This window comes from uncultured Sphingomonas sp. (genome assembly GCF_964235535.1).
Taxonomy (GTDB): domain Bacteria; phylum Pseudomonadota; class Alphaproteobacteria; order Sphingomonadales; family Sphingomonadaceae; genus Sphingomonas.
On sequence record NZ_CAXSBH010000041.1, the window covers coordinates 1 to 25001 of the forward strand.

General features: G+C 68.7%; 24 protein-coding genes and 2 pseudogenes. 14 read left to right on the forward strand and 12 right to left on the reverse strand.

The window, feature by feature from the left end; genetic code table 11:
* Positions 1–575: pseudogene (locus tag ACFE7F_RS11760) on the forward strand (biotin synthase); the annotation flags it as partial.
* A gap of 131 nt (positions 576–706) precedes the next feature.
* Positions 707–1387 (forward strand): tRNA (guanine(46)-N(7))-methyltransferase TrmB, encoded by a 681-nt coding sequence (locus ACFE7F_RS11765; protein ID WP_375404040.1) that lies wholly within the window; start codon positions 707–709, stop codon positions 1385–1387.
* Here ACFE7F_RS11765 and ACFE7F_RS11770 read toward each other — a convergent pair.
* On the reverse strand, positions 1372–2463 hold the full coding sequence (locus ACFE7F_RS11770; protein WP_375404041.1) for a GNAT family N-acetyltransferase: 1092 nt from the start codon (positions 2461–2463) through the stop codon (positions 1372–1374). The two genes, ACFE7F_RS11765 and ACFE7F_RS11770, sit on opposite strands and share 16 nt — an antisense overlap.
* Before the next feature lie 83 nt (positions 2464–2546).
* On the opposite strand from ACFE7F_RS11770, the gene ACFE7F_RS11775 reads away from it, so the two are divergent.
* A complete protein-coding gene (locus ACFE7F_RS11775; RefSeq protein ID WP_375404060.1) occupies positions 2547–2996 on the forward strand; it encodes a DUF2721 domain-containing protein in 450 nt (149 codons plus the stop codon).
* Here ACFE7F_RS11775 and ACFE7F_RS11780 read toward each other — a convergent pair.
* A complete protein-coding gene (locus ACFE7F_RS11780; RefSeq protein ID WP_375404042.1) occupies positions 2985–4565 on the reverse strand; it encodes an amidase in 1581 nt (526 codons plus the stop codon). The two genes, ACFE7F_RS11775 and ACFE7F_RS11780, sit on opposite strands and share 12 nt — an antisense overlap.
* Before the next feature lie 186 nt (positions 4566–4751).
* Here ACFE7F_RS11780 and ACFE7F_RS11785 point away from each other — a divergent pair, with 186 nt between their 5' ends.
* Positions 4752–5912, forward strand: coding sequence for an MBL fold metallo-hydrolase (locus ACFE7F_RS11785; RefSeq protein WP_375404061.1), 1161 nt, complete (start codon positions 4752–4754; stop codon positions 5910–5912).
* Positions 5913–6072: 160 nt separating this feature from the next.
* Here ACFE7F_RS11785 and ACFE7F_RS11790 read toward each other — a convergent pair whose 3' ends face one another.
* From ACFE7F_RS11790 to ACFE7F_RS11800, 3 genes are read right to left on the reverse strand one after another with little or no spacing between them, the layout of a single operon-like run.
* A complete protein-coding gene (locus ACFE7F_RS11790; RefSeq protein ID WP_375404043.1) occupies positions 6073–6216 on the reverse strand; it encodes a hypothetical protein in 144 nt (47 codons plus the stop codon).
* Between the two features lie 14 nt (positions 6217–6230).
* The gene (locus ACFE7F_RS11795) at positions 6231–6617 is read right to left on the reverse strand and encodes a VOC family protein (protein ID WP_375404044.1); all 387 of its coding nucleotides are present in this window, start codon (positions 6615–6617) and stop codon (positions 6231–6233) included.
* A gap of 26 nt (positions 6618–6643) precedes the next feature.
* The gene (locus ACFE7F_RS11800) at positions 6644–7981 is read right to left on the reverse strand and encodes an amidohydrolase (RefSeq protein ID WP_375404045.1); all 1338 of its coding nucleotides are present in this window, start codon (positions 7979–7981) and stop codon (positions 6644–6646) included.
* Positions 7982–8085: 104 nt separating this feature from the next.
* Between ACFE7F_RS11800 and uvrB the strand changes: the two genes are divergently transcribed.
* From uvrB to ACFE7F_RS11825, 5 genes are all read left to right on the forward strand, one after another.
* Positions 8086–10293, forward strand: a complete 2208-nt coding sequence (gene uvrB / locus ACFE7F_RS11805) for an excinuclease ABC subunit UvrB (RefSeq protein ID WP_375404062.1) — start codon at positions 8086–8088, stop codon at positions 10291–10293.
* Positions 10294–10477: 184 nt separating this feature from the next.
* Complete coding sequence (locus tag ACFE7F_RS11810; RefSeq protein ID WP_375404063.1) at positions 10478–10651, forward strand: type II toxin-antitoxin system HicA family toxin; 174 nt, start codon at positions 10478–10480, stop codon at positions 10649–10651.
* On the forward strand, positions 10651–10872 hold the full coding sequence (locus ACFE7F_RS11815) for a type II toxin-antitoxin system HicB family antitoxin (RefSeq protein ID WP_375404046.1): 222 nt from the start codon (positions 10651–10653) through the stop codon (positions 10870–10872). Before ACFE7F_RS11810 ends, ACFE7F_RS11815 begins: the two co-directional genes overlap by 1 nt.
* 94 nt (positions 10873–10966) lie before the next feature.
* A complete protein-coding gene (locus tag ACFE7F_RS11820) occupies positions 10967–12247 on the forward strand; it encodes a family 1 glycosylhydrolase (RefSeq protein WP_375404047.1) in 1281 nt (426 codons plus the stop codon).
* Positions 12248–12280: 33 nt separating this feature from the next.
* On the forward strand, positions 12281–12766 hold the full coding sequence (locus tag ACFE7F_RS11825; RefSeq protein WP_375404048.1) for a metallophosphoesterase family protein: 486 nt from the start codon (positions 12281–12283) through the stop codon (positions 12764–12766).
* Positions 12767–12773: 7 nt separating this feature from the next.
* Here ACFE7F_RS11825 and ACFE7F_RS11830 read toward each other — a convergent pair whose 3' ends face one another.
* From ACFE7F_RS11830 to ACFE7F_RS11845, 4 genes are read right to left on the reverse strand one after another with little or no spacing between them, the layout of a single operon-like run.
* Positions 12774–13418 (reverse strand): DUF1190 domain-containing protein, encoded by a 645-nt coding sequence (locus tag ACFE7F_RS11830; protein WP_375404049.1) that lies wholly within the window; start codon positions 13416–13418, stop codon positions 12774–12776.
* 10 nt (positions 13419–13428) lie between these two features.
* Positions 13429–13845: a DUF350 domain-containing protein gene (locus ACFE7F_RS11835; protein ID WP_375404050.1), complete on the reverse strand. Its 417-nt coding sequence runs from the start codon at positions 13843–13845 to the stop codon at positions 13429–13431.
* Between the two features lie 19 nt (positions 13846–13864).
* A complete protein-coding gene (locus ACFE7F_RS11840; RefSeq protein WP_375404051.1) occupies positions 13865–14506 on the reverse strand; it encodes a DUF2491 family protein in 642 nt (213 codons plus the stop codon).
* Positions 14503–15507, reverse strand: a complete 1005-nt coding sequence (locus ACFE7F_RS11845; protein WP_375404052.1) for a potassium channel family protein — start codon at positions 15505–15507, stop codon at positions 14503–14505. The genes ACFE7F_RS11840 and ACFE7F_RS11845 overlap by 4 nt, the downstream gene beginning before the upstream one ends.
* A gap of 77 nt (positions 15508–15584) precedes the next feature.
* Between ACFE7F_RS11845 and ACFE7F_RS11850 the strand changes: the two genes are divergently transcribed.
* From ACFE7F_RS11850 to ACFE7F_RS11870, 5 genes and pseudogenes are all read left to right on the forward strand, one after another.
* Positions 15585–16019: a YjfI family protein gene (locus ACFE7F_RS11850; protein WP_375404053.1), complete on the forward strand. Its 435-nt coding sequence runs from the start codon at positions 15585–15587 to the stop codon at positions 16017–16019.
* Positions 16020–16033: 14 nt separating this feature from the next.
* The gene (locus ACFE7F_RS11855; protein ID WP_375404054.1) at positions 16034–16780 is read left to right on the forward strand and encodes a PspA/IM30 family protein; all 747 of its coding nucleotides are present in this window, start codon (positions 16034–16036) and stop codon (positions 16778–16780) included.
* Complete coding sequence (locus ACFE7F_RS11860) at positions 16780–17949, forward strand: glutathionylspermidine synthase family protein (RefSeq protein ID WP_375404055.1); 1170 nt, start codon at positions 16780–16782, stop codon at positions 17947–17949. Before ACFE7F_RS11855 ends, ACFE7F_RS11860 begins: the two co-directional genes overlap by 1 nt.
* 107 nt (positions 17950–18056) lie before the next feature.
* Positions 18057–20786 carry a TonB-dependent receptor plug domain-containing protein gene (locus tag ACFE7F_RS11865; protein ID WP_375404056.1) on the forward strand — a complete coding sequence of 910 codons (2730 nt, stop codon included), beginning with the start codon at positions 18057–18059 and terminating at the stop codon, positions 20784–20786.
* A 193-nt stretch (positions 20787–20979) separates the two neighbouring features.
* Positions 20980–22214: pseudogene (locus ACFE7F_RS11870) on the forward strand (NAD(P)/FAD-dependent oxidoreductase).
* A gap of 80 nt (positions 22215–22294) precedes the next feature.
* Here ACFE7F_RS11870 and ACFE7F_RS11875 read toward each other — a convergent pair.
* The 3 genes from ACFE7F_RS11875 to ACFE7F_RS11885 form a co-directional block, all read right to left on the reverse strand.
* Positions 22295–23098, reverse strand: a complete 804-nt coding sequence (locus tag ACFE7F_RS11875; protein ID WP_375404057.1) for a SirB1 family protein — start codon at positions 23096–23098, stop codon at positions 22295–22297.
* A 94-nt stretch (positions 23099–23192) separates the two neighbouring features.
* Positions 23193–23465 carry a hypothetical protein gene (locus tag ACFE7F_RS11880; protein WP_375404058.1) on the reverse strand — a complete coding sequence of 91 codons (273 nt, stop codon included), beginning with the start codon at positions 23463–23465 and terminating at the stop codon, positions 23193–23195.
* 1 nt (position 23466) lies between these two features.
* On the reverse strand, positions 23467–24810 hold the full coding sequence (locus ACFE7F_RS11885) for a cytochrome P450 (protein ID WP_375404059.1): 1344 nt from the start codon (positions 24808–24810) through the stop codon (positions 23467–23469).
* Positions 24811–25001 lie beyond the last annotated feature (191 nt).

Here is a 25001-nt window from a genome sequence, read left to right on the forward strand (position 1 = left end):
CGCAGATGATCGTCGGCGCGGACGCGGCGACCGACGGCGACATCGTCACGCGCGCATCGACGCTCTACGACCGGTTCGGGCTGCGCCGCGTCTATTACTCCGCCTTTAGCCCGATCCCCGACGCTAGCGCGGTGCTGCCGCTGTCGCGTCCGCCGCTGATGCGCGAGCACAGGTTGTACCAGTCCGACTGGCTGATGCGCTTTTACGATTATCAGCCGCACGAGGTCGTTGCGGCGGCCGACGAGGCGACGGGCATGCTCCCGCTCGATATCGACCCGAAGCTCGCCTGGGCGCTCAAATTCCGCGACCGCTTTCCCGTAGACGTGAACCGCGCCCCGCGCGAGGATCTGCTCCGCGTGCCGGGGCTGGGCGTAAAGGCGGTGGACGCGATCGTGCGGGCCCGGCGCTGGCGGCGGCTGCGGCTCGACGACGTGGCGCGGCTGACCGCTTCGATCGCCAAGGTCAGGCCGTTCCTGGTGGCGGAGGATTGGCGGCCGGTGGCGCTGGCGGACCGCGCCGACCTGCGCACGGTGGTCGCGCCGAAGGTGAAGCAGCTGGAATTGTTCGGGGCATAGGTCGAACCGGTTGCGTCAACCTTTCTTGTCACCCCGGACTTGTTCCGGGGTCCATGGTTGCGCGATAGCCTGCGCTCGCCGATGCCGCACAACGATGGATGCCGGAACAAGTCCGGCATGACGAAAGTAGAATGAACGATCCCGCCATCATCCGCCGTCTGTACGGTCGCAGTCAGGGGCATAAGCTCCGCGTCGGTCAGGCCGCGCTGGTCGAGGAGCTGTTGCCCTCCCTGAGCGTCCCCGACACGGGCCCGCTCGACGCTATCGCTCTCTTCGGCGACGCGCGACCGTTGCAGCTGGAGATCGGTTTCGGCGCGGGCGAGCATCTGGCGGCGCAGGCGGAGGCCGCGCCGGATACGGGCTTCATCGGTTGCGAGCCGTTCCTGAACGGCGTGGTGGGCGCGCTCACGCACATTCGCGAGCGCGGGCTGGCCAACGTGCGCCTGCATATGGGCGACGCGCTCGATGTGCTCGACCGACTGCCGGACGCGTCGCTGGCGCGCGCGTACCTGCTCCATCCCGACCCTTGGCCCAAGGCGCGGCACGCCAAGCGCCGCATGGTCAATCACGGCCCGCTCGACCTGATCGCCGCCAAGCTCGCGCCCAGGGGCGAGTTTCGGCTCGGTACCGACGACCCGACCTATTGCCGTTGGGCGATGGCGGTGATGGACCGGCGGCGCGACTTCGTGTGGCAGGCGCGCACACCCGCCGACTTCCTGACCCGTCCCGACGACTGGCCGGAGACGCGCTACGAGCGCAAGGCCCGCCGCGCGGGCCGCGAGGTCTGGTATTTCCGCTACGTCCGCGTCTGACGGCGCCGCATCCACCAGCCCGCGAATGCCCGCGCCGCCGTCGCCGAAACGCCCGGCCTGACGAGCAGCCAGTCGCGCAGAGGCGGACCCGGCTCCGCGCCGATCACGCGCTTGTAGCCGCTGTCGCCCATGCCCCAATCGACAAGGGCGACGCCGCGCGCGGCCAAGTCCTGGAGGTTGCGGGTGTAGAGGAGCTTGCCCGGCGAATGCTTGGCGAACGCCGGATCGTAGCTGTTGGCGACCGCGTAGCAGGTATCGCCCGATACGAGATCGAACGAGAACGCGGCCGGGCGGCCATCGATGTCCAGCGTCGCCGCGCGCATGATGCCGCGCAGGACCGGGTCGCGCGCGGCGACTCGCCAGAACGCGCCGTGACCTTGGCGGGTGAACTTGGCGTCGCGCCCGTCGGTGCGCGAGGCGAGCCAGCTGACCTCCTCCACGGCGGCGAGCCGGTCGAAGGCGGCGGGCCAGTCGTCCTCGCCCGCGAAGCGCCAGGCGAGCGCACCGTGCGCGCCCAAATGCTTTTCGTGGAAGCGGTTCTTCTTGAGCGTGGAGGCTCGCGGCCAGTCGCCGCCCGCATGCGCGTCGCCGAGACGGAACAGCCAGCCGTCGCCGACGAGGCGGTCCAGCACCGCCCAGCCGCGCGAGCGCGCCGCCTCCAGCAACGGCGCGACCGACGGGTCGCCGTCGGGCGCCGGGCCGATGCGCAAGGCCCGGACCTCCCGGGCGAGCGCCGTCAGCGCAGCGCCGAGGACGGCGTCGTCCGCATAAGCGAGCGGATAGCCGCGGAACGGCCAATAGCTGCCAGGCACGGTCGCCAAGCCGAATGCGCGGGGCCCGACGGGCACCATAGGCAGCGCCAGCGCCGGATCGCCGTCCACCCGAACAACCAGCGTGCGCGGAACGCCGCCGTAGGCCTCGACCGCTGCGGCGAACCAGCCGTGGCGCAGGAAAGCGTGGGAGGCGGGGCCGCCGTCCGCGACCGCGTCCAGACAGATCGGCAGGCCGTCCACCATCCGCGCCTCGACCCGCGAAGGCGCATGCCGGAAGGCGTCGGGGCGAAGCGGGGCTGTCATGGCCCGAGCGGTACGGCCCCACTGCTTACCATCCTGTTTGCGCCCTTGCGACCGATCCGCGGTTGAGCGAGACGGCGCGCGTGATACATACGCTTCCCGCCGTGTCCGCGATCGCGCAGACGATCCAGCTCGCGCTGTCGCCCATCTTCATGCTTACGGGCATCTGCGCGCTCCTGAACGTGCTCGCGGGACGGCTGGCGCGCGTCGTCGACCGCTCGCGCGCGCTGTCCGACCTCCATCCGCTCTCGACGGGACCCGAGCACGACCGGCACGTCTGGGAGCTGCGGCTGCTCGACCGGCGGATCACGATCATCAACCTGGCGCTGTTCCTGGCGGTGACGAGCGCGGTGCTGACCTGCACCGTGGTGGCGCTGCTGTTCGTCGGCAGCCTGACCGACCTGCATATCGGCCCGGCGGTCGCCGTGACCTTCATCCTGGCGATGATGATGCTGATCGTATCGCTCATGAGCTTCATGATCGAGGTGCGCGTATCCTTGCGCGCCATCCATGTGCGCGCCGACCTACTTCGGTGACGCGCCCTCCAGCCCCGGCCCGGCGTCGGCGGTAGGAAGGTACCGTGGGGCGGTCCGCGCCCGCGAGCGCTGTTCGTAGGCGTAACCCGCGCCGAGCACCGCCGCGTCGCCGTAGGCGGTCGCGACGAAGCTGAGCCCCACGGGCAGGCCGTCCACCAGCCCCATCGGCACGGTGAGGTTCGGATAGCCCGCGACCGCCGCCAGTCCCGACGCGCTGGGGCCGTTATACTGGTCGCCGTGGACGGGATCGGTCAGCCACGCCGCGCCGTAGCTGGGCTGGACGAGCACGGCGGCGTTCGCGGTCTTCAGCATAGCATCGATCCCCTCCGCGCCCGCGAGCCTGAGCGATTTGGCGCGCGCGGCGAGGTAGGCGGGATCGCGCAGGCCCTTGGTCTTGGCCGCCTGTTCGAACAGCTCCTGGCCGAAAAACGGCATCTCGGTCGCGGCGTTCGCGATATTGAACGCGATCACCGCGTCCAGCGTACGGGTCGCGACGCCGGGCGGCGCCGTCGCGAGATAGACGTCGAGATCGGCCTTGAGTTCGGTCAGCAGCACCGTCAGTTCAGCGTCTCCCAGGCCGCCCAGTTCGGGGCGTTTCACGTCCACGAGCACCGCGCCCGCCTCGCGCAGCACCGCCAACGCCGCGTCGAAGCGCGCGGTCAGGTCCGTGCCCATGTTGTCGGGCCGGTAGACCGCGACCCGCAATCCCGACAGCGCGCTCGCCGACAGCCCGGCGACATAGTCACGGCGGCGCGCGTCGGCCCCGGTCGTGGCGGGGTCGGCGGGGTCGCTCGCCACCATCGCGCCGAGCATCGCGGCGACGTCGCGCACAGTTTTGGCCATCGGGCCGGGCGTGTCCTGGCTGTGGCTGATCGGGACCACGTGCGTCCGGCTGACCAGGCCCAGCGTCGGCTTGAACCCGACCAGCCCGTTGATCGAGGCGGGGCAGACGACCGAGCCGTCGGTCTCCGTCCCGACCGCCGCCGCCGCCAGGCTCGCCGCGACCGCCGAGCCGGAGCCCGAGGACGAGCCGCAGGCGGTGCGGTCGAGCGCGTAGGGGTTGCGGACGAGGCCGCCGACCGCGCTCCAGCCGCTCATCGAGTTGTTCGAGCGGATGTTGGCCCATTCGGACAGGTTGGTCTTGCCCAAGATCACCGCTCCGGCCGCGCGCAACCGCGCCACCACGGGCGCGTCGCGGCGGGTATGGTTGTCGCGCAGCGCGAGCGAGCCGGCGGTGGTCGGCATCTCGAGCGTGTCGATATTGTCCTTGATCAGCATGGGGATGCCGTGGAGCGGCCCGCGCACCCGCCCGGCCCGGCGTTCCGCGTCGAGCGCTTTGGCCTGCGCCAGCGCCTGCGGGTTCAGCGCGATGATCGAGCGGAGCATCGGCCCGCGCCGGTCCAGCTGCTCGATCCGCTTGAGATATGCGCGGACTAGGTCGACGGAGGTGGCGCGGCGCGTGGTCATGTCCGCCTGGAGCTGGTCGATCGAGCGTTCCTCGACGACGGCATCGCGGGCTTGGGCGGCGGGTGCTACCGCAAGCATCAGCCCGACTGCTAGATAGCGCATTCACATCCCCCCGGTTCGTCACCCCGGACTTGTTCCGGGGTCCATCGTCGTACGCGCTCGGCGTGCGACAGGTGTGCACAACGATGGATGCCGGAACAAGTCCGGCATGACGGTCGGACGAAGACGGACCGATCGCCTGCAACCTGCGTTAGTCCTGCTCACCCGCGGAGCCGCTCCTTGCTCGTCATCCTGAAGTTCGTCGGCCTCTCCCTGCTCGCCTTGTTCGTCGCGGCCGCGCTGCTCGTCACGATCGCGCCGCGCTTTCTCGACCGCATCTATTACCGAGGACCCGCGACCGACCATTTCGACGGCGAGCGCTTCTTCAACCCCGACGGCGACCAGGACACCGCCCACCCGCCCGGCGGCGGCAGCCGTGGCCGGTTCTTCTGGAACAACCTGACGGGGCGCGACGGGCGGCCGGACTGGCCCGCTTCGGTCGCGGTGACGCCCGCTAGTCCGGAGGCCCGCGTCGAGGGCGAGCGCATGGTCGCGACCTGGATCGGCCATGCGACCGTGCTGGTGCAGACGAACGGGCTAAATATCCTGACCGACCCGGTATGGAGCCGCAATGCCGGGCCGTTCTGGCTGGGGCCGAAGCGGGTCGCGGCGCCGGGGGTACGGTTCGAAGACCTGCCCCCCATCGATCTCGTGCTGCTCAGCCACAATCATTACGACCACATGGATCTTAAGACGCTCAAGCGGCTGTGGGACCGCGACAAGCCGACGATCGTGACCAGCCTGGGTAACGACAGCGTGATCGGACAGGTGGGCGCGCGCGCGACCGCGCTCGATTGGGGCGGACGCGTCTCCGTCCGGCCCGGGGTCGAGGTGATCGTCAACCGCAACCACCATTGGGGCAGCCGCTGGTTCACCGACCGCAACCGCGCGCTCTGGTCTAGCTTCGTGGTGCGCCTGCCCGGCGGCAACCTGTTCTTCGCGGGCGACACCGGCATGGGTGATGGGCGTTGGCCGGTGGAGGCGGCGAGCCACGGCCCGATTCGTCTCGCACTGATCCCGATCGGCGCGTTCCGGTTCCAGCCGGGCCAGATGGCGAGCGGGAGCCATATCGGCCCGGTCGACGCGGTCGAGGTGTTCCGCCGTTTAGGGGCGACCACCGCGATCCCGATTCACTGGGGTACGTTCCGGCTGTCGTACGAAGCCTATGACACCCCGCCCCGCCTGCTCGCCGAAGCGATGCGCGAAACGGGGCAGACGGGATTCGCGCCGGTCGGGATAGGGCGACCGTTCACGGTGCCGCCGCTCGCCCCGCGCCCGCCCGTCCCCGCGGTGCCGCGCGCCGAATTGCTCCGCCGTCTCGACACCGACGCGGTGCGCACGATGCTCTGACGGAAGCCGAGCCCGCCTCTCCCTAGCTCGTCATGCCGGACTTGATCCGGCATCGATCGTTGTGCGCACCCGGTCCGGTCCGGGTGCGGACCACGATGGACCCCGGAACAAGTCCGGGGTGACGGGGGAGGAGGATGGCGATGTCCCCTGCCCCGCATCGCTACTTCTTCTTCGCCTTGCCGCCCTTCTTTCCCAACTCGGCCTGCGCCGCCGATGATTTACGCGGGTTGCTCTCGCCTTCCTTGGCCGCCTTGGCGTTGGCCTTCTTGGCGGTGTCGCTGCCGTGGCCCTTCTCTTCGGTCACGCGCGTCCTTCCTCTCAGCCCATTTTGTAGGCGCAGAATTTGTTGCCGTCGGGGTCGCGGAAATACGCGCCGTAGAAGCCCATCTGTTCGGGACCGCGTGTCCCGGGCCCACCCTCGTCGGCCGCGCCCAGCGCCATGACCTTGGCGTACACCGCGTCGACCTGATCGCGGCCGTCCATCATCAGTGAAATCATCACGCCATTGCCGACGGTCGCTGCGCCGCCGTCATAGGGTCGGCCGATCGCCAGCATCGGCTGGCCGCGGCCCGCGCCGTAGAAGGTGAGCTGGCGCTCGTCGGGCATCTGCATCAGCCGCTTGCCGCCGATGGCCGCGAACAGCCCGTCATAGAAGGTCAGCGCCCGGTCGATGTCGTTGGTGCCCAAGGTCGCGTAGCCGATCATGCGTTCTCTCCTGCTCGTAAGGTGGTTCAGTTCGCCGCGACGACCGCGCCCGGCCCCAGCAGGTCGAGCACCGCCGCGACCGTCGCGACCGTGCCCGTGACGATCGCGGGCTCGGGCGAGATCTTGAACTGGGGCGAATGGTGCGACCCGACCGGCGGACCGCCCGCCTTCGCGGCGTCGAGCGCCCCCTGCGGGGTGCCGCCCACGCCGAAATAATAGCCCTTGATGCCGTGTTTGGCCTCGACGAGGTAGGCGAAGTCCTCCGCGCCCATGCCCTCCTGCACGAACGGCTTGACCCGCTCCGCGCCCAGCGCGGTCGCGACCACCGCGTTCAGCCGCCGCGCGAGCGCCGGATCGTTGGTGGTGACGGGCGTGCCTTCGGGCACCTCCACGCGCGGCATCTTGTCGGCGGGCATGCCGTTGAGCGTTCCCACCCCCGCCGCGACGCGCTTGATCCCGGCGAGCAGCCGCGCGCGCTCGGCCTCGTTGTTCGCGCGCACCGTTACCTGGAGCTTGGCCTCCTCGGAGATGATGTTGTGCTTGGCCCCCGAATGGAACGACCCGACCGTGATCACGCCCGGGTCGAGCGGCTGGCGCTCGCGGCTGATCAGCCCTTGGAGCGCGATCACGATCTGCGACGCCATATAGACCGGGTCCTTGCCCTGGTGCGGGCTCGCCCCGTGCGCGCCGACGCCGGGCACGGTGATGTTGACCGAGTCGGACGAGGAGTACTGGATGCCCTCCGACGCCGACACGACGCCCGCCGCGCCGTCCGCGTCGACATGGAACGCGACGGCGTAGTCCGGCTTGGGGAAGCGGGTATAAAGTCCGTCGGCGATCATCGCCTTGGCCCCGCCCACGCGCTCCTCGGCCGGCTGGACGATGAAGACGACGGTTCCCTGCCACCGGTCCTTCAGCGCCGCGAGCCGCCGCGCGGTGCCGACCATCGCGGTGATGTGCGTATCGTGGCCGCAGGCGTGCATGACCGGGGCCTCGACGCCGTCCACCCCGACCTGACGCGCCTTGGAGGCATTCGCCAGCCCCGACTTCTCCTCGACCGGCAGGCCGTCCATGTCCGCGCGCACCAGCACCACCGGCCCCGCGCCGTTCTTGAGCACGCCGACCACGCCCGTGCCGCCGACCTTTTCGGTGACGACCATGCCGGAGACCTTGCGCAACTCGGCGGCCATGCGCGCGGCGGTCCTGATCTCCTTGAAGGACAACTCGGGATTACGGTGGAACTCGTCCCACAGCTTGCCCAGGTCGCGGTCGTAATCGGCCTTCACGGCGGCGGCGTAATCGGTCTGCGCATAAGCGGGCCCGGCGACGGCGGCGGCCACGAGGAAGAAGTGGCGTAGCGGCATGTGGTGTTCCCCTTTTCGGGAAGCGTAACGCGCTCGCCACCGCGCGTCACCCCTATGAGGAAACGGGCGTGACGAAACGGGAACGCGGCCCCATATCCATGCGCATGGCCATCCAGATCCGCACCAGCCTCGCCGAGCCGGAATCGGGCGAGGAGTTCGTTCCCCATCGCCCCGCGCGGCCGCAAAAGGCGGAAGGGGGACGGCCGTTCAAGCTCGTTACCGACTATACGCCGTCGGGCGACCAGCCGACCGCGATCGCCGAGTTGGTCGCGAACATGCGCGCGGGCGAGAAGGACCAGGTGCTGCTAGGCGTTACCGGATCGGGCAAGACCTTCACCGTCGCCAAGACGATCGAGGCGCTGCAGCGTCCCGCGCTCGTGCTCGCCCCCAACAAGATTCTGGCGGCTCAGTTATATGGCGAGTTCAAATCGTTCTTCCCGGATAATGCGGTCGAATATTTCGTCAGCTATTACGACTATTACCAGCCCGAGGCGTACGTGCCCCGGTCGGACACCTTCATCGAGAAGGAGTCGTCGATCAACGAGGGCATCGACCGGATGCGCCATTCCGCCACCCGGTCGCTGCTTGAGCGCGACGACGTGATCATCGTCGCGTCGGTGTCGTGCATCTACGGCATCGGCTCGGTCGAGACCTACTCGGCGATGATCTTCGACCTGAAGAAGGGCCAGTCGGTCGATCAGCGCGAGATCGTCCGCAAGCTCGTGGCGCTTCAATACAAGCGCAACGACGCCGCGTTCCAGCGCGGCAACTTCCGCGTCAAGGGCGACACGCTGGAGATCTATCCCTCGCACTATGAGGACTCGGCTTGGCGCGTGTCCTTCTTCGGCGACGAGATCGAGGAGATCGTCGAGTTCGATCCGCTGACGGGCCGCAAGAACGCGGTGCTGAACTCGGTCCGCATCTACGCCAATTCGCATTACGTCACGCCCGGCCCGACGATGAAGCAGGCGACCGAGGCGATCCGCCACGAGCTGACCGAACGGCTGAAGGAACTGGAGGCGGAGGGCAGGCTGATCGAGCATCAGCGCCTCGAGCAGCGGACGAATTTCGACCTGGAGATGATCGCCGCCACGGGCTCGTGCAACGGTATCGAGAATTACAGCCGCTTCTTGACGGGTCGCCTGCCCGGCGAGCCGCCGCCTACCTTGTTCGAGTATCTGCCCGAAAACGCGATGCTGTTCGTCGATGAGAGCCACGTCACGATCGGCCAGATCAACGGCATGTCCAGGGGCGACCACCGCCGCAAGCTGACGCTGGCCGAATACGGATTTCGCCTGCCGTCCGCGATCGACAACCGGCCGCTCCGGTTCAACGAATGGGACGCGATGCGCCCGCAGACCACCTATGTCTCGGCGACGCCGGGCGGGTGGGAAATGGAGCAGACGGGCGGCGTCTTCGCCGAGCAGGTGATCCGCCCGACCGGGCTGATCGACCCGCCGATCGAGATCAAGCCGGTCGAGGAGCAGGTCCAGGACCTGATCGGGGAGTGCAAGGCGACCGCCGCGAAGGGGTACCGCACGCTCGTCACCACGCTGACCAAGCGCATGGCCGAGGATCTGACCGAATACATGCACGAGGCGGGGCTGAAGGTCCGCTACATGCATTCGGACGTGGAGACGCTGGAGCGCATCGAGCTGATCCGCGACCTGCGCCTGGGCGTGTACGACGTGCTGATCGGCATCAACCTGTTGCGCGAGGGATTGGACATCCCCGAATGCGGACTGGTCGCGATCCTCGACGCCGACAAGGAGGGGTTCCTGCGGTCGGAGACGTCGCTGATCCAGACGATCGGCCGCGCGGCCAGGAACGTGGACGGGCGCGTGATCCTCTATGCCGACCGCATCACCGGTTCGATGGAGCGTGCGATGCTCGAGACGGGGCGGCGGCGCGAGAAGCAGGAGGCGTACAACCTCGAACACGGCATCACGCCGACCACTATCCGCCGCAACATCGCCGACGTGATCGCGCATGTGGCCAGCGGCGACCAGGTGACGATCCCGATCGACCCGAATAACCCTGGGGACCGCCCGCACATGGTCGGCCACAATCTGCGCGCCTACATCGAGGATCTGGAAAAGCAGATGCGCCGCGCCGCGTCCGACCTGGAGTTCGAGACCGCCGGCCGCCTGCGCGACGAGATCCGCCAACTGGAGAATGACGAGCTCGGCCTCCCGCCCGAGCAGCAGAAAGCGCCGATCATGGGCCGATCGAACGAGGGCAAGCCGGGCACGCGGAAGACCCGCTACGGCAAGCAGAGCGCGGTCCGGGCGGGGAGACGGGCGGCGCGGTAGGCTGTTGTCGCGCGGCTCGCGACAACAGCCGCCCACTATCACGGCGTGTTGACGGCGGTAACGACGGTCTCGTGATCCTGCGAACCCGCGGGTAAGGAGACCTGCCGTGACCCGCATCGCCAAGCTCTACGCCCGTTTTCTCGCCAACCCACGCGGGCACTCGTTTCGTGATTTCGAGTAGCTGATCGACGCGTTCGGGTTCGTTGAACTGCGGCAGCGTGGCAGCCACCGCACGGTTCGCCATCCCGCACGCATCGACCTGCTCGTGATCCAGCCCCGCGGAAAGAACGCCGAGGACTATCAGGTGCGCGAGTTCCTCGATATGGTGCGCGAGAGCGGGTTGGAGCCGGACCAGTGATGACGCCCCACTATCACATCGATGTATTCTGTTACGAGCCGGACGGTTGCTGGATCGCCAACGTGCCGGATTTACGATCCTGCTCGGCGCATGGCGATACGCCAGCCGAGGCCGTCGCCGAGGCTCAGGTCGCGATCGAGCTATGGGTCGACGTCGCGCGCGATGAGGGACTGCCAATCCCGGAGCCAAGCTACCGCTCCGTGGTCTCGCGCGCCGCCTAGCACGATTGCGCCGCTGGGAGCATTGCTCCGGCGGACCCCTTCCCGTCCGCCCGCGTTCCCGTCGATCAGCGGGAGAATTATCATCACCAGCTTCATGTTCGCCACCGGCATCGAGAACAGCGTGCCGACCATCGATGGCGGGCGCGTCCGCGTCGACGAGATGGAGTCCTGCGGCTTCTACGAGCGCTGGCGCGAGGACTTCGCGCTCGTGGCGGAGATGGGGATCGGGTATCTCCGCTACGGCCCTCCCATCCACACGACGTGGCTAGGCGAGGGCCGCTACGATTGGGGATTTTCCGACGAGACCTTCGCCGAGCTCAAGCACCGCAACATCGTGCCCATAGTCGATTTGTGTCATTTCGGCGTTCCCGACTGGATCGGCAACTTTCAAAACCCCGACTTCCCAAATCTGTTCGCGGGCTACGCAAGCGATTTCGCGCGGCGCTATCCATGGGTGCAGCTCTACACGCCGGTCAACGAGATGTTCATCTGCGCGACCTTTTCCGCGCGTTACGGCTGGTGGAACGAGCAGGGAACGACCGACGGCACCTTCGTCAACGCGCTCAAGAACATCGTCAAGGCGAACGTGCTGGCGATGCGAGCCATTCTGCTGGCGCGGCCCGACGCGATCTTCATCCAGTCGGAATCGTCCGAATATTACCATGCGGAAAACCCCGCCGCGATTAAGCATGCGGAGCTCCTCAACTCGCAGCGCTTCCTTACGCTGGACCTCAATTACGGTCGGCGCGTCGATTCGGAGATGTACGAATATCTGCTCGACAACGGCATGACGCGCGAAGAGTACCACTTCTTCCTCGACAACCGGCTTAAGCAGCACTCGATCCTGGGCAACGATTACTACGTCACCAACGAGCACCGCGTGCGCGCCGACGGCTCCACCTCCGCATCGGGCGAGGTGTTCGGTTACGACGAGATCACCCGGCAATATCACGACCGCTACATGCTTCCGGTGATGCACACCGAAACCAACATGGCCGAAGGTCCGCTCGGCACGGAGGCGGTGGACTGGCTGTGGAAGCAATGGGCCAACGTCCTGCGCGTCCGCAACACGGGCACGCCGATCGTCGGTTTCACCTGGTATTCGCTGACCGATCAGGTCGATTGGGACAGCGCGCTGCGCGAGAAGAACGGCCGGGTGAACCCGCTCGGGCTGTTCGATCTCGACCGCAACATCCGGGCGGTCGGCCGCGCTTACAAGCAACTGATCGCCGACTGGCGCGACGTGCTGCCGACGCAGAGCATGTGCCTGACGGTGCCCGTGGTAATGCCGCACGACTGCGACGAACCGCTGGCAAAGCGACAACGCGCGGTCGCGGGCGCTCGGCTCGGCCGCAAGCGCGCGACGGCGCGGTGAGGCGACTGCGCGGTTTTGCGGTCCGGTGACCGGGTGGCCGTCCTGTTCACCTCGGACACGCATTTCGGCGATCACCGCGTACTCAATGTCGGCCGCCGCCCGTTCGCCTCGGTCGCCGAGATGGACGTGGCGCTCCTCGCGAACTGGAATGCGGCGGTCGCGCCCGACGACGAGGTCTGGCACCTGGGCGACATCGCCCGCCGCGCCGCCGACGTGCCCGTGCTTCTGAAATGCCTGCACGGGACCAAGCACCTGATACGCGGCAACAACGATCCGCCCGGCACCGCGTCGGCGTCCGGCTGGGCGAGCGTGGCCGACTATGCCGAAATCGCGGTGGACGGCGTGTCGCTCGTCCTGTGCCACTATCCGTTCCGCAGCTGGAACGGTCAGGGCCGGCGCGCGCTGAACCTGCATGGGCACAGCCATGGAAGGCTGAAGCCGATGCAACGCCAGTACGACGTCGGCGTCGACGCGCGCGACTTTCGCCCGGTGACGCTGGGTGAGCTTGCCGGGCGCTAGCTCGCGCTCAGCCGCCGAAGCTTCCCCCGCCCCATCCGCCCGAACGCGCGCTGGCGCGCCCGCCGAAGCCGCCGCGCGACACCACCGAGCTCCTCGTCTGGATGCGCTGCGTCGTGACGGGGTTGGTCAGCGCGCGGTTGCCGACCTGGAACCCCGTCGACCGCCCGCCGTAACCGCCGTTGAACAGCTGCGCACCGCCGCCCGTGATGTATCCGCCGCTGCGCCGGTCCTGGTACAGCCCGCCATACCGGTAAGGAGACCGCCCGCCGTTCAGCAACTGCCCGATCATGAAGCCGGTCAGGAGCGGCGTGAAGAAGCTCTGTCCGCCCGAGCTGCGGCTCTGGCAAGTGCCCCCGTGCTGCTCCTCGCAGGTCTGCTGGTCGGCAAAACGCGGTGCGGCGCGCTCGTCCTCGGCCTGGGCGGTCTTCTGCGCCTCCTCGCATTGAACCTGACTGAATGGGCCGCTCGCGACGCATTCGGAAACCGACTGGAACGCCGACACTTCCGTCGGCTCGCCATGCTGCTCGCGGGAGACCTGCTCGATCGACGGCGACGGGTCGCAGCCCGACAGCATCGCGGCCGCGCCTACCGCGGAGAGTCCGGCCGCGACGGAGCGCTTGCGGCGGCTAGGGTGTTGGATGGGATCGCTCATGGTCCTATCCTCAATAGGTCATCGAAGCGGCGTTGAGGAGGCCCACGCCGATCGACGTCGCCGCGAGATACACCGCGCTGGCGACGTTGTTCGCCTCGATCCGCTCGACCATGTCGCGCACGATCACTCGGCGGACGAGCAGCGATGCGAGAATCTGGATCACGCCCGCCAGCAGCCCCCAGGCGGCGAACTCGACCGGGTCGGCGGTCTGCGTCAGCGCGGAGGCGAGCGGGAGCGCGAAGCCGATGATCGCGCCGCCCAGCGCCACCGACGCCGCGACATTGCCCTGCCCGATCAGCTTGGCTTCGTCATACGGCGTCGACATCTGATACAGCCGCTTGAACACGGCGAGGAACAACGCCGCCAGCCCGAACGCCACCAGGAAATGGCCGGCCCCCGTCGCGAACGCTTCGAAATTCAGGTTCATCGTCGGTTCCTTGCTAAGGTCAGGCGGTGAATTCGCCGGGCGAGACCGCCAGCCCGATCATGATCTCATGCGTATAGTCGCCGCCCTCCGGCTCCATCGCCAGCGCGAGCAGCAATTCCTCGCCCGCGGGCGGCACCGCGCGCGCATACAACATGCAACTCTGGCGAATGTGCCGTACGGGCTCGCCGTCGCGCTCATGATATACCGCTTCCCACAACCGGACGGGCGGCTGCGTCCCCTCGTCGCCCTCGTACCAATAGCGGTCGAACGGGGGCAGGCCCGGCTCCTCGAAGCGGTTCCGCGACAGCCGCGTCAGGAACGCCTCGCGCTCGCCCCGGTTCGCCGGATAGGCGCTGCGCCAGGGCTGGAAGAGCGTGAAGTCGTCCGCGTCCGACCCGTCGGCGGCCTGGCTCACCGCCTGCAGCATCAGCTCGTCGTCGGTGTAGAAGCGGTGAACGTAACCGCCCTCGTCGAGCTTGATCAGCCCCTGCGCGGTGATCTCCAGCGTGTCGCGCGCAAGCGAAAAGGTCGCGCCTTCCAGCGTCCGCCAGGCCAGCGGATCGAGCCGCACCTGCCGGCCGATCGTGACGTTGCGCACCTCCGCCACGCGCGGCCCGGGCTCACTCCCGCCGCCGCTCCCGAACAGCTTGCCCCAGATCACGCCGCCACCCTCGTCTTGGCCAGGTAGAACAGCCGGTCGCCGGCGCGGACGGCCGCGTCCAGATCGAAGCGGGGGCACGGGTCGCCGGGAGCGCAGGTCGCGACCAGCACCGCGCCCCGCGCGCGCATCCGCCCGGCATAGCCGTCGAAATCGCCTTCGCTTGGAGCCCGCGTCGCGTAGAGCGTCGCGCCCTCGTCGGTATGGCTGGCGAGCTGGGCGATGAAGCGGCTGGAGCCCGGATCGCTCAGCGCCTTGACCACGAGCTCGACCGTGGGGGTCAACACCACCTCCACCGTCGGGCAATGCGCGTTCAGCAGCCGCGCGGTGTCGGGATCGCGCAGGAAGCACACGACATGCCCGCCCTCGTTCAGCGCGGTGACCGCCAGCGTCGCGGCCAACGTCTCCGCGTCGGACGCGGCGTACACCACGACGCGCGACGCGTTCGCCACGCCCGCCCGGCACAGGTCGGCGGGCGCGGTGAGCGAGGCCGCCTGGACGAAGCGGTACGTGGGATCGTCGATCTCCAGCGCGTCGACCGCGACCAGCACGATCTCGGCGGCGTGCGCGTCGGCGGTGATCTCGGCGATCATGCGCGGCGTCCGCTCGCGGTCGTAGCCGACGATGACGACCAACCCGTCCACCTCGCTATAATCTCCCATGCCCTGCCGCCGCCGTCGCCACCGCCCCGCGACCCCGGCGAAGAAGCGCGCCAGCGCCGCCGTGAACAGCGCCACCGCGCCCGGCATCACGAACAACGCCGCGATCATCCGTCCCCCGTCCGATTTGGGGCTGAGATCGCCGTACCCTATCGTTGTCGCGGTGGTGAGGTACCAATAAGCGTAATCGACCGGCCGCGCGAGAGCTTCCTCCCCCGCCCAGCCGAGCAAAAGCCAGCCCAGCGTCATGTGAACGAGCAGCAGCGCCAGCATGACGCCCGGATGCAGCTCGCCTGCCGCGAGATACAGGCGGCGGAGCAGCGCGTTCAGACCGGATCGACCCATCGGGCACGCGACCCCCCTTTCGTACCGGTTGCTGCGGTCTTATGATTGGGGTGTCAAGCGCCCTTGGGGAGAGTTGAATGACCGACGGTGCACCGCAGTCCTGGACTACCTCCAGCCTCGGCGAGGCGTTGCGCTCACCCGATCTCGCCGACGAGTTCGCGGTCGAACTGATCGACGGTGCCGAGTCCGTGCTGCGCGTTTCGATGCCGCGCCACGGCGACCTGTCTATCTTCCTGTCGGTCGCGGGCGAGCAGATCGTCGTGTCGACGCTGCTGTGGCCCGTCGACGAGCAGCCCGACGCCGACGCGTTCAACCGTTTCATCCTGAAGGCGCAGAAGCTGGTGCCGCTGTCGAATTTCGCGATCACCGAGGTCGACGGGCGCGATTATTACGAGCTGATCGGGGAGCTCGCGATCGAGTCCCCGTTGAGCGCGATCACGCTGGAACTGCGCGTCCTCGCCGAGAACGCCATCGACGCCGCGGGTGACCTGCGCGCCGAATTCGCCGCCTGAAGGACAAAGGACGCATGTCGATGTGGAAGCAGCTCGTCACCATGGTGCGCGGCAGCGCGTACGAGGCGGGGCAGTCGGTCACCGACGCCCGCGCGCTCACGATCCTGGACCAGCAGATCCGCGACGCCGGGAGCGCGCAGGCCAAGGCGCGCGATGACCTGGCCGGACTGACCGCAAGGCGCCGGATGATGGAAAAGGACATGGAGGCGCTGGGCGGCCAGAAGTCCAAATACGAGGCGTCGGCGCGCGCCGCGATCGGCCGCGGCGACATGGACCTCGCCCGCCAGGTCGCCGAACGGCTGTCAACGATCGAGTCCGAGCTGTCGACCAAGCAGCCCCAGGCCGGCGAAATGCGCGCCGCCGAGGACCGCATCCGCGCCGTCATCAAGCAGAGCGACGGCAAGGTCGATGCGCTGCGCCGCGAGGTCGAGGTCGTGCGCGCCAACGAAAGCATGCAGAAGGCGCAGGCCGCCGTCGCCGCCTCCCACAATTCGGCGGGCTCATCGCTCGGGTCGGCGGCCGACAGCCTGAAGCGGATCAAGGAGCAGCAGATGATCCGCGAGGAGCGCTTCCGCGCGGCGAACGAGCTGGAAGATATGCGCACCGGGGCGGACCTCGACGCCAAGCTAAAGGACGCCGGCTTGCTTGGCGGCGCGAACTCGGCCGACGACATACTCGCGCGCCTGTCCGCGCCGCCCGCGGGCGAGCCGCTGCGCTTAGCGGACGAGTCGCGCCATCCGCTCAAGCTTCCGCGCGAATAGTGGAGCGGGTCCAAGTCGCGGAGCGGCCCGACTGGGAGGCCGTGGCTCAGGAGATGGGCTTCACCTTTCACCATGCCGACGGGGCGCGCTACTGGGACGAGCGCGCCTATTACCGCTTCACGCTCGCTGAGGTGGAGGAGGGGATCGAGGCTCCCAGCGCCGAGCTCCACGGTCTGTGCCTGGCGCTGGTCGACGAAGTGGTCGGGAGCGAGGAGCTGATGGACCGGCTCGCGATCCCGCGTGCGATGCGCGACGTGGTGGCGAACTCGTGGCGCGCCCGCGCGCCCAGCCTCTACGGACGGTTCGACTTCAGTTACGGCGGCGCGTCCGCAGGGCCCGCCAAGCTGCTTGAATACAATGCCGACACGCCCACCAGCATCTTCGAGACCGCGCTGTTCCAGTGGCGCTGGCTGGAGGACATGATCAAGGCGGAGCGGCTGCCCGCCGACGCCGACCAGTATAATCGCCTCCATGACGCGCTGAAGGAGCGCCTCGCCGCGCTGTTCACCACGGGCAGCGTGCTGCATTTCGCGGGCGACGCGGCGCATCTCGAGGACCGCCAGACGGTCCGATATCTGGAGGACGTCGCGCTCCAGGCCGGGCTCGATCCCGAGTTCGTCGCAATCGACCGGATCGGCGTGGACGGCGACGGCCGGTTCGTCGACGAGGCGGGCGTGCTGATCGCGGCGATGTTCAAGCTCTATCCGTGGGAGGACATGCTCCGCGAACCCTATGCGGAGCACCTGCCCGGTACGGCGATCTTGTTCCTGGAGCCCGCCTGGAAATCGGTGCTGTCGAACAAGGGCATGCTGCCGCTGTTGTGGGAACGGCACAGGGGCCATCCCAACCTGCTCCCCGCCGCTTTCGCGGGCGACGAGGCGGCGGTGGCGGAGATCGGCGACCGCCATGTCCGCAAACCCCTTTTCTCGCGCGAGGGGGCCGACATCGAACTCGTCGACGGCGACGCCCGCCAGGCGGGACCGCCCGGCGGCTACGGCGAGGAGGGCTGGATCGTTCAGGCGCTGCATCCGCTCCCCGTCTTCGACGGTAACCACGCGGTGGTGGGATCGTGGATGGTCGGCGACGAGCCCGTCGCGCTGTCGATCCGCGAGGACGACGGCCCGATCACGCGCGACCTGGCGCGCTATCTACCGCACGCGATCCTCTAGCGCGGCGACGCGCGGCGTGTGTTGCCGCGTTGCAACAGCGCCGGTGAAACGCGCATGGGCTGCGCCCGACGCCGCTTGCCGGGCCGTCGCATACTCGTAGCATTTGGGTGAAATCACGGGGGATCCACCAGACGTTCGCCGCCGCGCTGCTCGCGACCTCCGCCCTGGCCGGGCCTGCCTGGGCTCAGACGACCGCCACGCCGCCCGCGGGCCAGGTGCCGGGCGCCGAGCCGCGCGACGGCGTTCCGGGCGACGATCTCGCCGAGACGATCATCGTCACCGGCACGCGCGCCGCGAACCGCACCGCCGCCGACAGCCCGGTGCCGATCGACGTGATCTCGTCCGAACAGCTCCAGACCTCGGGCCTGGGCGAGACCAACAAGATCCTGAACCAGCTGATCCCGTCCTTCAACTTTCCCCAACCCTCGATCAACGACGGTACCGACGTGATCCGCCCCGCGACGCTGCGCGGCCTGAACCCCGACCAGACGCTGGTGCTGATCAACGGCAAGCGGCGGCACACCTCCGCGCTCCTCAACATCAATGGGTCGGTCGGGCGCGGTGCGGCGGCGGTCGACATCAACACCATCCCGACGCTCGCGATCGAGCGGGTCGAGGTGCTGCGCGACGGCGCGTCGTCGCAATATGGGTCGGACGCGATCGCGGGCGTGATCAACTTCCAGCTCAAGCGCGGCACGAACACCGGTACCGTCTCGGTCAGCTACGGCAAATACGTAACGCAGCTGGAGGATGTCGGGCGGCTGACCGGCCTCCAAACCAACGCGGCCGGCCAGCCCTTCTTCGATCCGGTCGACGGCCGCATCCTGGCGGGCAACTATGACGGCGAGCGCAGCGCGCGCGACGGCGATCTGTGGACGATCGCCGCCAACATCGGCATCCCGCTCGGGGCCGAGGGTTACCTGAACCTCACGGGCGAATACCGCGACCGCCACAACACCAACCGCGCAGGCTTCGACCCCCGCCCCAACTACAACCGGCCGACCGCCGCGTTCGATGCGCGCGAGCTCACCTTCGACCGTCTGAACTTCCAGTTCGGCGATCCGCAGGTCGAGGATTACAACTTGTTCGCCAACGCGGGCGTGCCGCTCGGCCCGGTCGAGCTCTATGCCTTCGGCTCCTACAGCAAGCGCGACGGCGTCAGCGCGGCCAACTTCCGCCAGTCCGCCTCCGCCAACAACCGCGACTTCTCCACGATCACGCCCGCGACGACGCCGAACGCGGCGAACTTCACGCCGCTCCGCCCCGACGGGTTTCTTCCCGCGATCGCGACCGATTACGAGGACTACGCCGGTGCGGTCGGATTGCGCGCCGACGTGGCGGGGTTCTCCGCCGACCTGTCGCTCGTCTATGGCCATAACGGCTTCGACTACCGCACGGTGAACAGCCTCAACACATCGTTCGGGCCGCAGAGCCAGCGGTCGTTCGATTCGGGCGAGCTTCGTTTCGGCCAGACCACCGTCAATCTCGATCTCGGGCGCGAGTTCGATCTCGGTCTGGCCAAACCGCTGACCTTTTCGTTCGGCGGCGAGTACCGCGACGAGAACTTCAAGATCAGGCCGGGCGAGCTGCAATCCTACGCGGCCGGGCCGTTCTTCGTGGCGCGCACTCCGGGCCGCGCGGCGTTGGTCGGCGCGCAAGGGTTCCCCGGCTTCCCCGTGTCGGCGGCGACCGACCGAAGCCGCGACAGCTTCGCCGGTTATATCGAGTTCGACACGGACATCTTCACCCGCTTCACCGTCAACGCAGCGGGCTGGTACGAGCGCTTCTCCGATTTTGGCGACACGCTGAACGGCAAGTTGGCCGCCCGGTACGAACCGTTCGATGGCTTCGCGGTGCGCGGGTCGGTGTCGAACGGGTTCCGCGCGCCATCGCTCCAGCAGCAATTCTTCACCACCACCTCGACGAACTTCATCGCCGGCGAGCCCGTCGACATCAGTACGCTGCCCGTCGACAGCCCCGTCGCGCAGGCGCTGGGCGCGAGACAGCTCGATGCCGAGAAGTCGCTCAATGTCAGCCTGGGCGCGTCGATCAACCCCTTGCGCGGGCTCAGCATCACCGCCGACGTCTACCAGATCAAGATCGACGACCGCATCGTGCTGACGGAGAATCTCGGCGCGGTGGGCAGCGGCACGGCGGCGGTCAACGCGGCGGTGCAGCGGGTGCTGGTCGCCGGCGGGTTCAACTCGGTCGGCGCGGCGCGCTTCTTCATCAACGGCTTGGACACGACGACGCGGGGTGTGGACGTGGTCGGCGTGTACCGGTTCGGGCTCGGGGGCCTGGGCAGCTGGTCGCTGACCGCCGCCTACAACTACAACCAGAACAAGATCGACCGTCGCCTGAACGCGCTCGGGCCGCTGGCGCAGATACCCGGCCTCGTCCTGTTCGGGCGCGTGGAGGGCATCCGCTTCACCGACGGCCAGCCCGAGGACAAGCTGGTCCTGTCCGCCGACGGCACGGTCGGGGCGTTCGGGATCTCCGCGCGCACGACGCGCTACGGCGAGGTGATCTCGCCCGGCGCGGCGGTGCCGATCGCGACGCCGACGAGCCTGACCGCGCGCGGCCCCGACGACCTGCGCCTCGCGCCCAAATGGATCAGCGACCTAGAGGTCCGCTACACCTTCCGCGAACACGCGACCTTCGCGGTGGGTGCGAACAACCTGTTCGACGTCTATCCGACGCGGCGGCCGACCGGACCCAGGCCCGCCTCCGTCGGCGGCAACTATCCGATCGACGCCTATTACCAGCCCTACAGCACCTTCTCGCCGTTCGGCTTCAACGGCCGCTTCCTGTACGGACGCTTCACCGCGCAGTTTTGAGGCGGACGAAGCCTACGCGGGATGATCACGGCGAGGACGGCCCGGTCGCCGCCCTGGTCGTCGCGCCGTGGCGACCGTTGCGCACCGCCGGCCCCCGCGCCACGTTGCCTACGGATGGGCGAAACTGTGTGCGAGGGGTCATATACTTGGTGACGACTGCGGACCGAGTCCGTGATGCCCGGCAAAGCGCGGAATGACCGTGTTGGAGCATTACGACGTGCTGATCGTCGGCGCGGGTCATGCCGGCGCGCAGGCCGCGACCGCGCTCCGGCAGCGCGGGTTCGCCGGGACGGTCGCGCTAGCCGGCGACGAGCCTGATCCGCCCTATGAACGGCCGCCGCTGTCGAAGGAGTATCTGTCCGGCGAAAAGCCCTTCGAGCGCATCCTGATCCGTCAGCCGGCTTTCTGGGCCGAGCGCGGCATCGCGGTCCTGCCCGGCAGGCGCGCGGTGACGGTCGATGCCCCGGCGCACCGGGTAACGTTCGCGGACGGCCGGACGACCGGCTACGGACATCTCGTCTGGGCGACCGGAGGCTCGCCGCGACGCCTCGCCTGCCCGGGCCATCACTTGCGCGGCGTGCACGGGGTCCGCACCCGGGCCGATATCGACCGCATGCTCGGCGAGCTGCCCCAGGTCGGCCGTGTCGCCATAGTCGGCGGCAGCTATATCGGGCTCGAAGTCGCGGCCGTCCTGGTCAAGCTGGGGAAGTCGGTGACCGTGCTCGAGGCGCAGGACCGCGTTCTGGCCCGCGTCGCGGGCGAACCCCTGTCGCGCTTCTACGAAGCCGAACACCGCGCGCGCGGCGTCGACGTGCGGCTCGGCGTCGCGGTGGATCGGATCGAGGAGCGGGACGGCGCGGCCTGCGGCGTGCGCCTGCGGGGCGGCTCGGTCATCCCATGCGAGATGGTGATCGTGGGCATCGGCATCGTCCCGGCGGTCGAACCGCTGCTCACCGCGGGCGCCGAGGGCGGCGACGGTGTCCTGGTCGATCCCGGCTGCCGCACCTCGCTCGCGGAGGTATTCGCGGTCGGAGACTGCGCGGCGCATGCCAACAGGTACGCGGACGGCGCGGTCATCCGGCTCGAATCCGTGCAGAACGCCAACGAACAGGCCATGATCGTCGCCAAGGCCCTGACGGGGTCGCTCGAGGCGTATGACGCCGTGCCTTGGTTCTGGTCCAACCAGTACGACCTCAAGCTCCAGACCGTCGGGCTGTCGACGGGACACGACCGGACCGTGCTGCGCGGCGATCCCGCCACCCGGAGCTTTGCGATCGTCTATCTGAAGGAGGGCCAGGTGGTGGCGCTGGATTGCGTGAACACCGTCAAGGACTATGCGGTCTGGTCGTCGCCCGCGCGCGGGTCGACCCCGCCCTGCTCGCCGATCCGGCCGTGCCTCTCAAGACCCTTGTCGGCCGGGCTTCCTAGACCGAGTGGATGGAAAGCGTCACGGCCGCGACCGACCCCGGCGGGCCGGGTGATGCCCATATTCGTGACCGGGTCCGCGGCTATGATGCGGGAAGGGAGCGGAGGGTGTTCGATACCCGCAGCCGGAGTCCGGGCTCGCGCGTGATCTCGAGCATGGCGGTCAGGCTGCACCTCGCCGCGGGCACGTCGCCGTCGACGAGCTCGAGACGGGCGCGTTCCCACCACGCGTGACCGTACCCGGGCGCCATCGCCGTCATCCGGCCATACAGCTCCAGCGCGCGTCGGCCCTTGCCGGTGCGCTCGGCACGCGTCGCCTGATTGAGCAACAGTCGGACGAGGACGGCCCGGTTGGGCATCGCCGCCACACGGCCGACGATCGCCGGGGAACCCGCATCGGAGGCTGTCAGCAATGCCGCGAGTTCGTCGCGACCGACCCGAATGCCGCCGCGGAAGGGATCGACGATGACGGGAGCCGCCTCGCTCCCGATCAGGACGAGGACATGGCCCGGAATATCGAGCACTTCCGCGCGCCAACCGACCCGGCGCGCAGCCGCCACATAGAGGATCGAAAGGCTGACCGGCAGGCCGCGACGGCGATCCAAGACCTCGATCAGGTCGGCGTTCGCCGGATCGTCATAGGTTTCGCGGTCGCCGGTGAAGCCGTACTCCCGGCTCAGCACCTGCGCGAGCGCATCGGCGCGCTCTTCCGCGCCCGTCGTGTCGTCACCGGCGGCATCAAGCCGGACCGCGATTTCTTCGAGCAGCTCCTGATAGGGGGTCGGGTCGGTCTCGGGGTGATCGAGCAGGGCCAGCGAAAGCGCGGCCTCGTCCAGGACGATGTCGCCCTCGTCGATCAGGCCCAGATTTGTGAGTTCGTCATCCATCCCGGCAAGATGGGAAGGCCGGGATGCCCCGCAAGCCGGCACGTCCGGCCGTGGCCACATCGGCGGGCGGAGTTACATCCTTCGAGCGGCGATCCTAAAGCCCGACCTTATCGAGGGCCGAGGCGAGCTCTATGTCCATTACCTTGCCGTCCTTGGGCGTCAGTCGGCCCAGGACGGTCCGTACGCGCGTCTGCGCCACCTGCAGCGTCTTGTGTCGGACCTCCCTGATCGCGTTGGTCCGCCATGACGGGCTCTCGCCGAGCAGCACCGACCATTTCGCCTCCTCCGCCGCCAGGACCGACAAAGCGAGACGCAGGCCATCCCGCCGACCATGGGCATATTCCTCGGACAGCGACGGTTTCCTCAAGTTAGAGCGCGCTCACGGCCAACGGCATGCCGCGCTCGGGGCGGAGCGTGACGCGGCCGACCGGCACCGGCGGGGGACCGGGCCGGACGGCGAACCGCCGCGCCTCTAGCCAATGCGCCAGCACGATCAGCGCTTCCACGATCGCGAACCGCGCGCCCACGCATACCCGCGGCCCGGCCCCGAAGGGCAGGTACTGGTGGCGGTGCATGGCCGCGCGGCGATCGGGCGCGAACCGGTCGGGGTCGAACGCGTCCGGCTCGTCCCAGAGCGCGCGGTGCCGGTGCAGCACGTAGGGCCAGATCGACACCAGGTCGCCGCGGCGTACGGTACGGCCCGCCAGTTCGTCGTCGGCCATGGCTTCGCGGTCTAGCCGCGGCGCGGGCGGGTAGAGACGCAGGCTTTCGTCCAGCACCGCGCGCAGCCGCGGCAGCCGCGCGTCGATGTCGCCCATCTCGCCCACCAGCGCCGTTTGCGCTTCCGCCCGCAGCTCCTCTTGGAGTTCGGGCTGAGCCGCGAGCAGATAGATGGTCCAGGTCAGCGCGTTGGCGGTAGTCTCGTGTCCGGCGACGTAAAAGGCCACCGCATTGTCGATCGCCAGTTCGCGCGCCTGCGCGGCCGGGTAGCGGGCGTGAAGCGCCGCGACCAGACCGCCATAGAAGTCGTTGCCACCACCCGCGGCCGCGCGTTCGTCCGCCATCGCGCCCAGCGTGTCGCGCAGGAAGCGACCCCCGGCGCGTGCGCGACCGCTGCCCGGCCCGAGTGAACGTAGCCCGAGCAGCGCCGTGACCCGGGCGCGTCCCGCCGCGTCGAGCATGGCGGTGATGTGCCCGGCCGCCGCGGGCGCGGTCAGCCTGGCGTCGCCGCCGAACAACGTCGCCGCGATGATCGCCATGGTGGTGCCGGTCGCCTCGGCGGCCATGTCCATCGGCGCTTTGTCGGTCCTCCAGCGGGCGACCCGCGCGCTCGTCGCCTCGGCGATGACGTTCGCGAAGCCGCTCACGGCGGCGGGCGAGAAGGTGGGCGCGACGATCCGGCGCTGCTCGCGCCAGCTTTCGCCTTCCGCATTGAACAACCCGTCGCCCAGGGCCGCCCCCAGCAGCTTGCGCACCAGGGCGGGTCGTTCGTAATCAGTCTTGTTGTCGAGCAGCACGCGGCCGATCGCATCGGGATCGGACACGACATGAACGGTGTAGCCGAATACCCGGCGCGTCTTCCAGGTCGATTGGAAGGCGTCCTCGGGCCAGCCATGGACGCTGTTGTTGGCGCGCCGCCCGACGAACGCCGTCCATACCGGTGCCCAGTCGCTGGATCGATGTGGGTAGGGCGGGATCAACAGGGCGGGCATGATGCGGACCGCAGTCTATGCGGCTGCGGCCCCGCATCCAAGCGGAAGATCGGGGCTGCGGACGTATTCGGTCCGCCGATCCCGAGGCACGGAGAGCCGCATCGGCGGCTCCCCGCACCTCACCCGTTCACCCCTTTTACCGCCCATAGAACCGTGCCACGTCTTGCCGATACCGCGTGTCGAACTCGGGC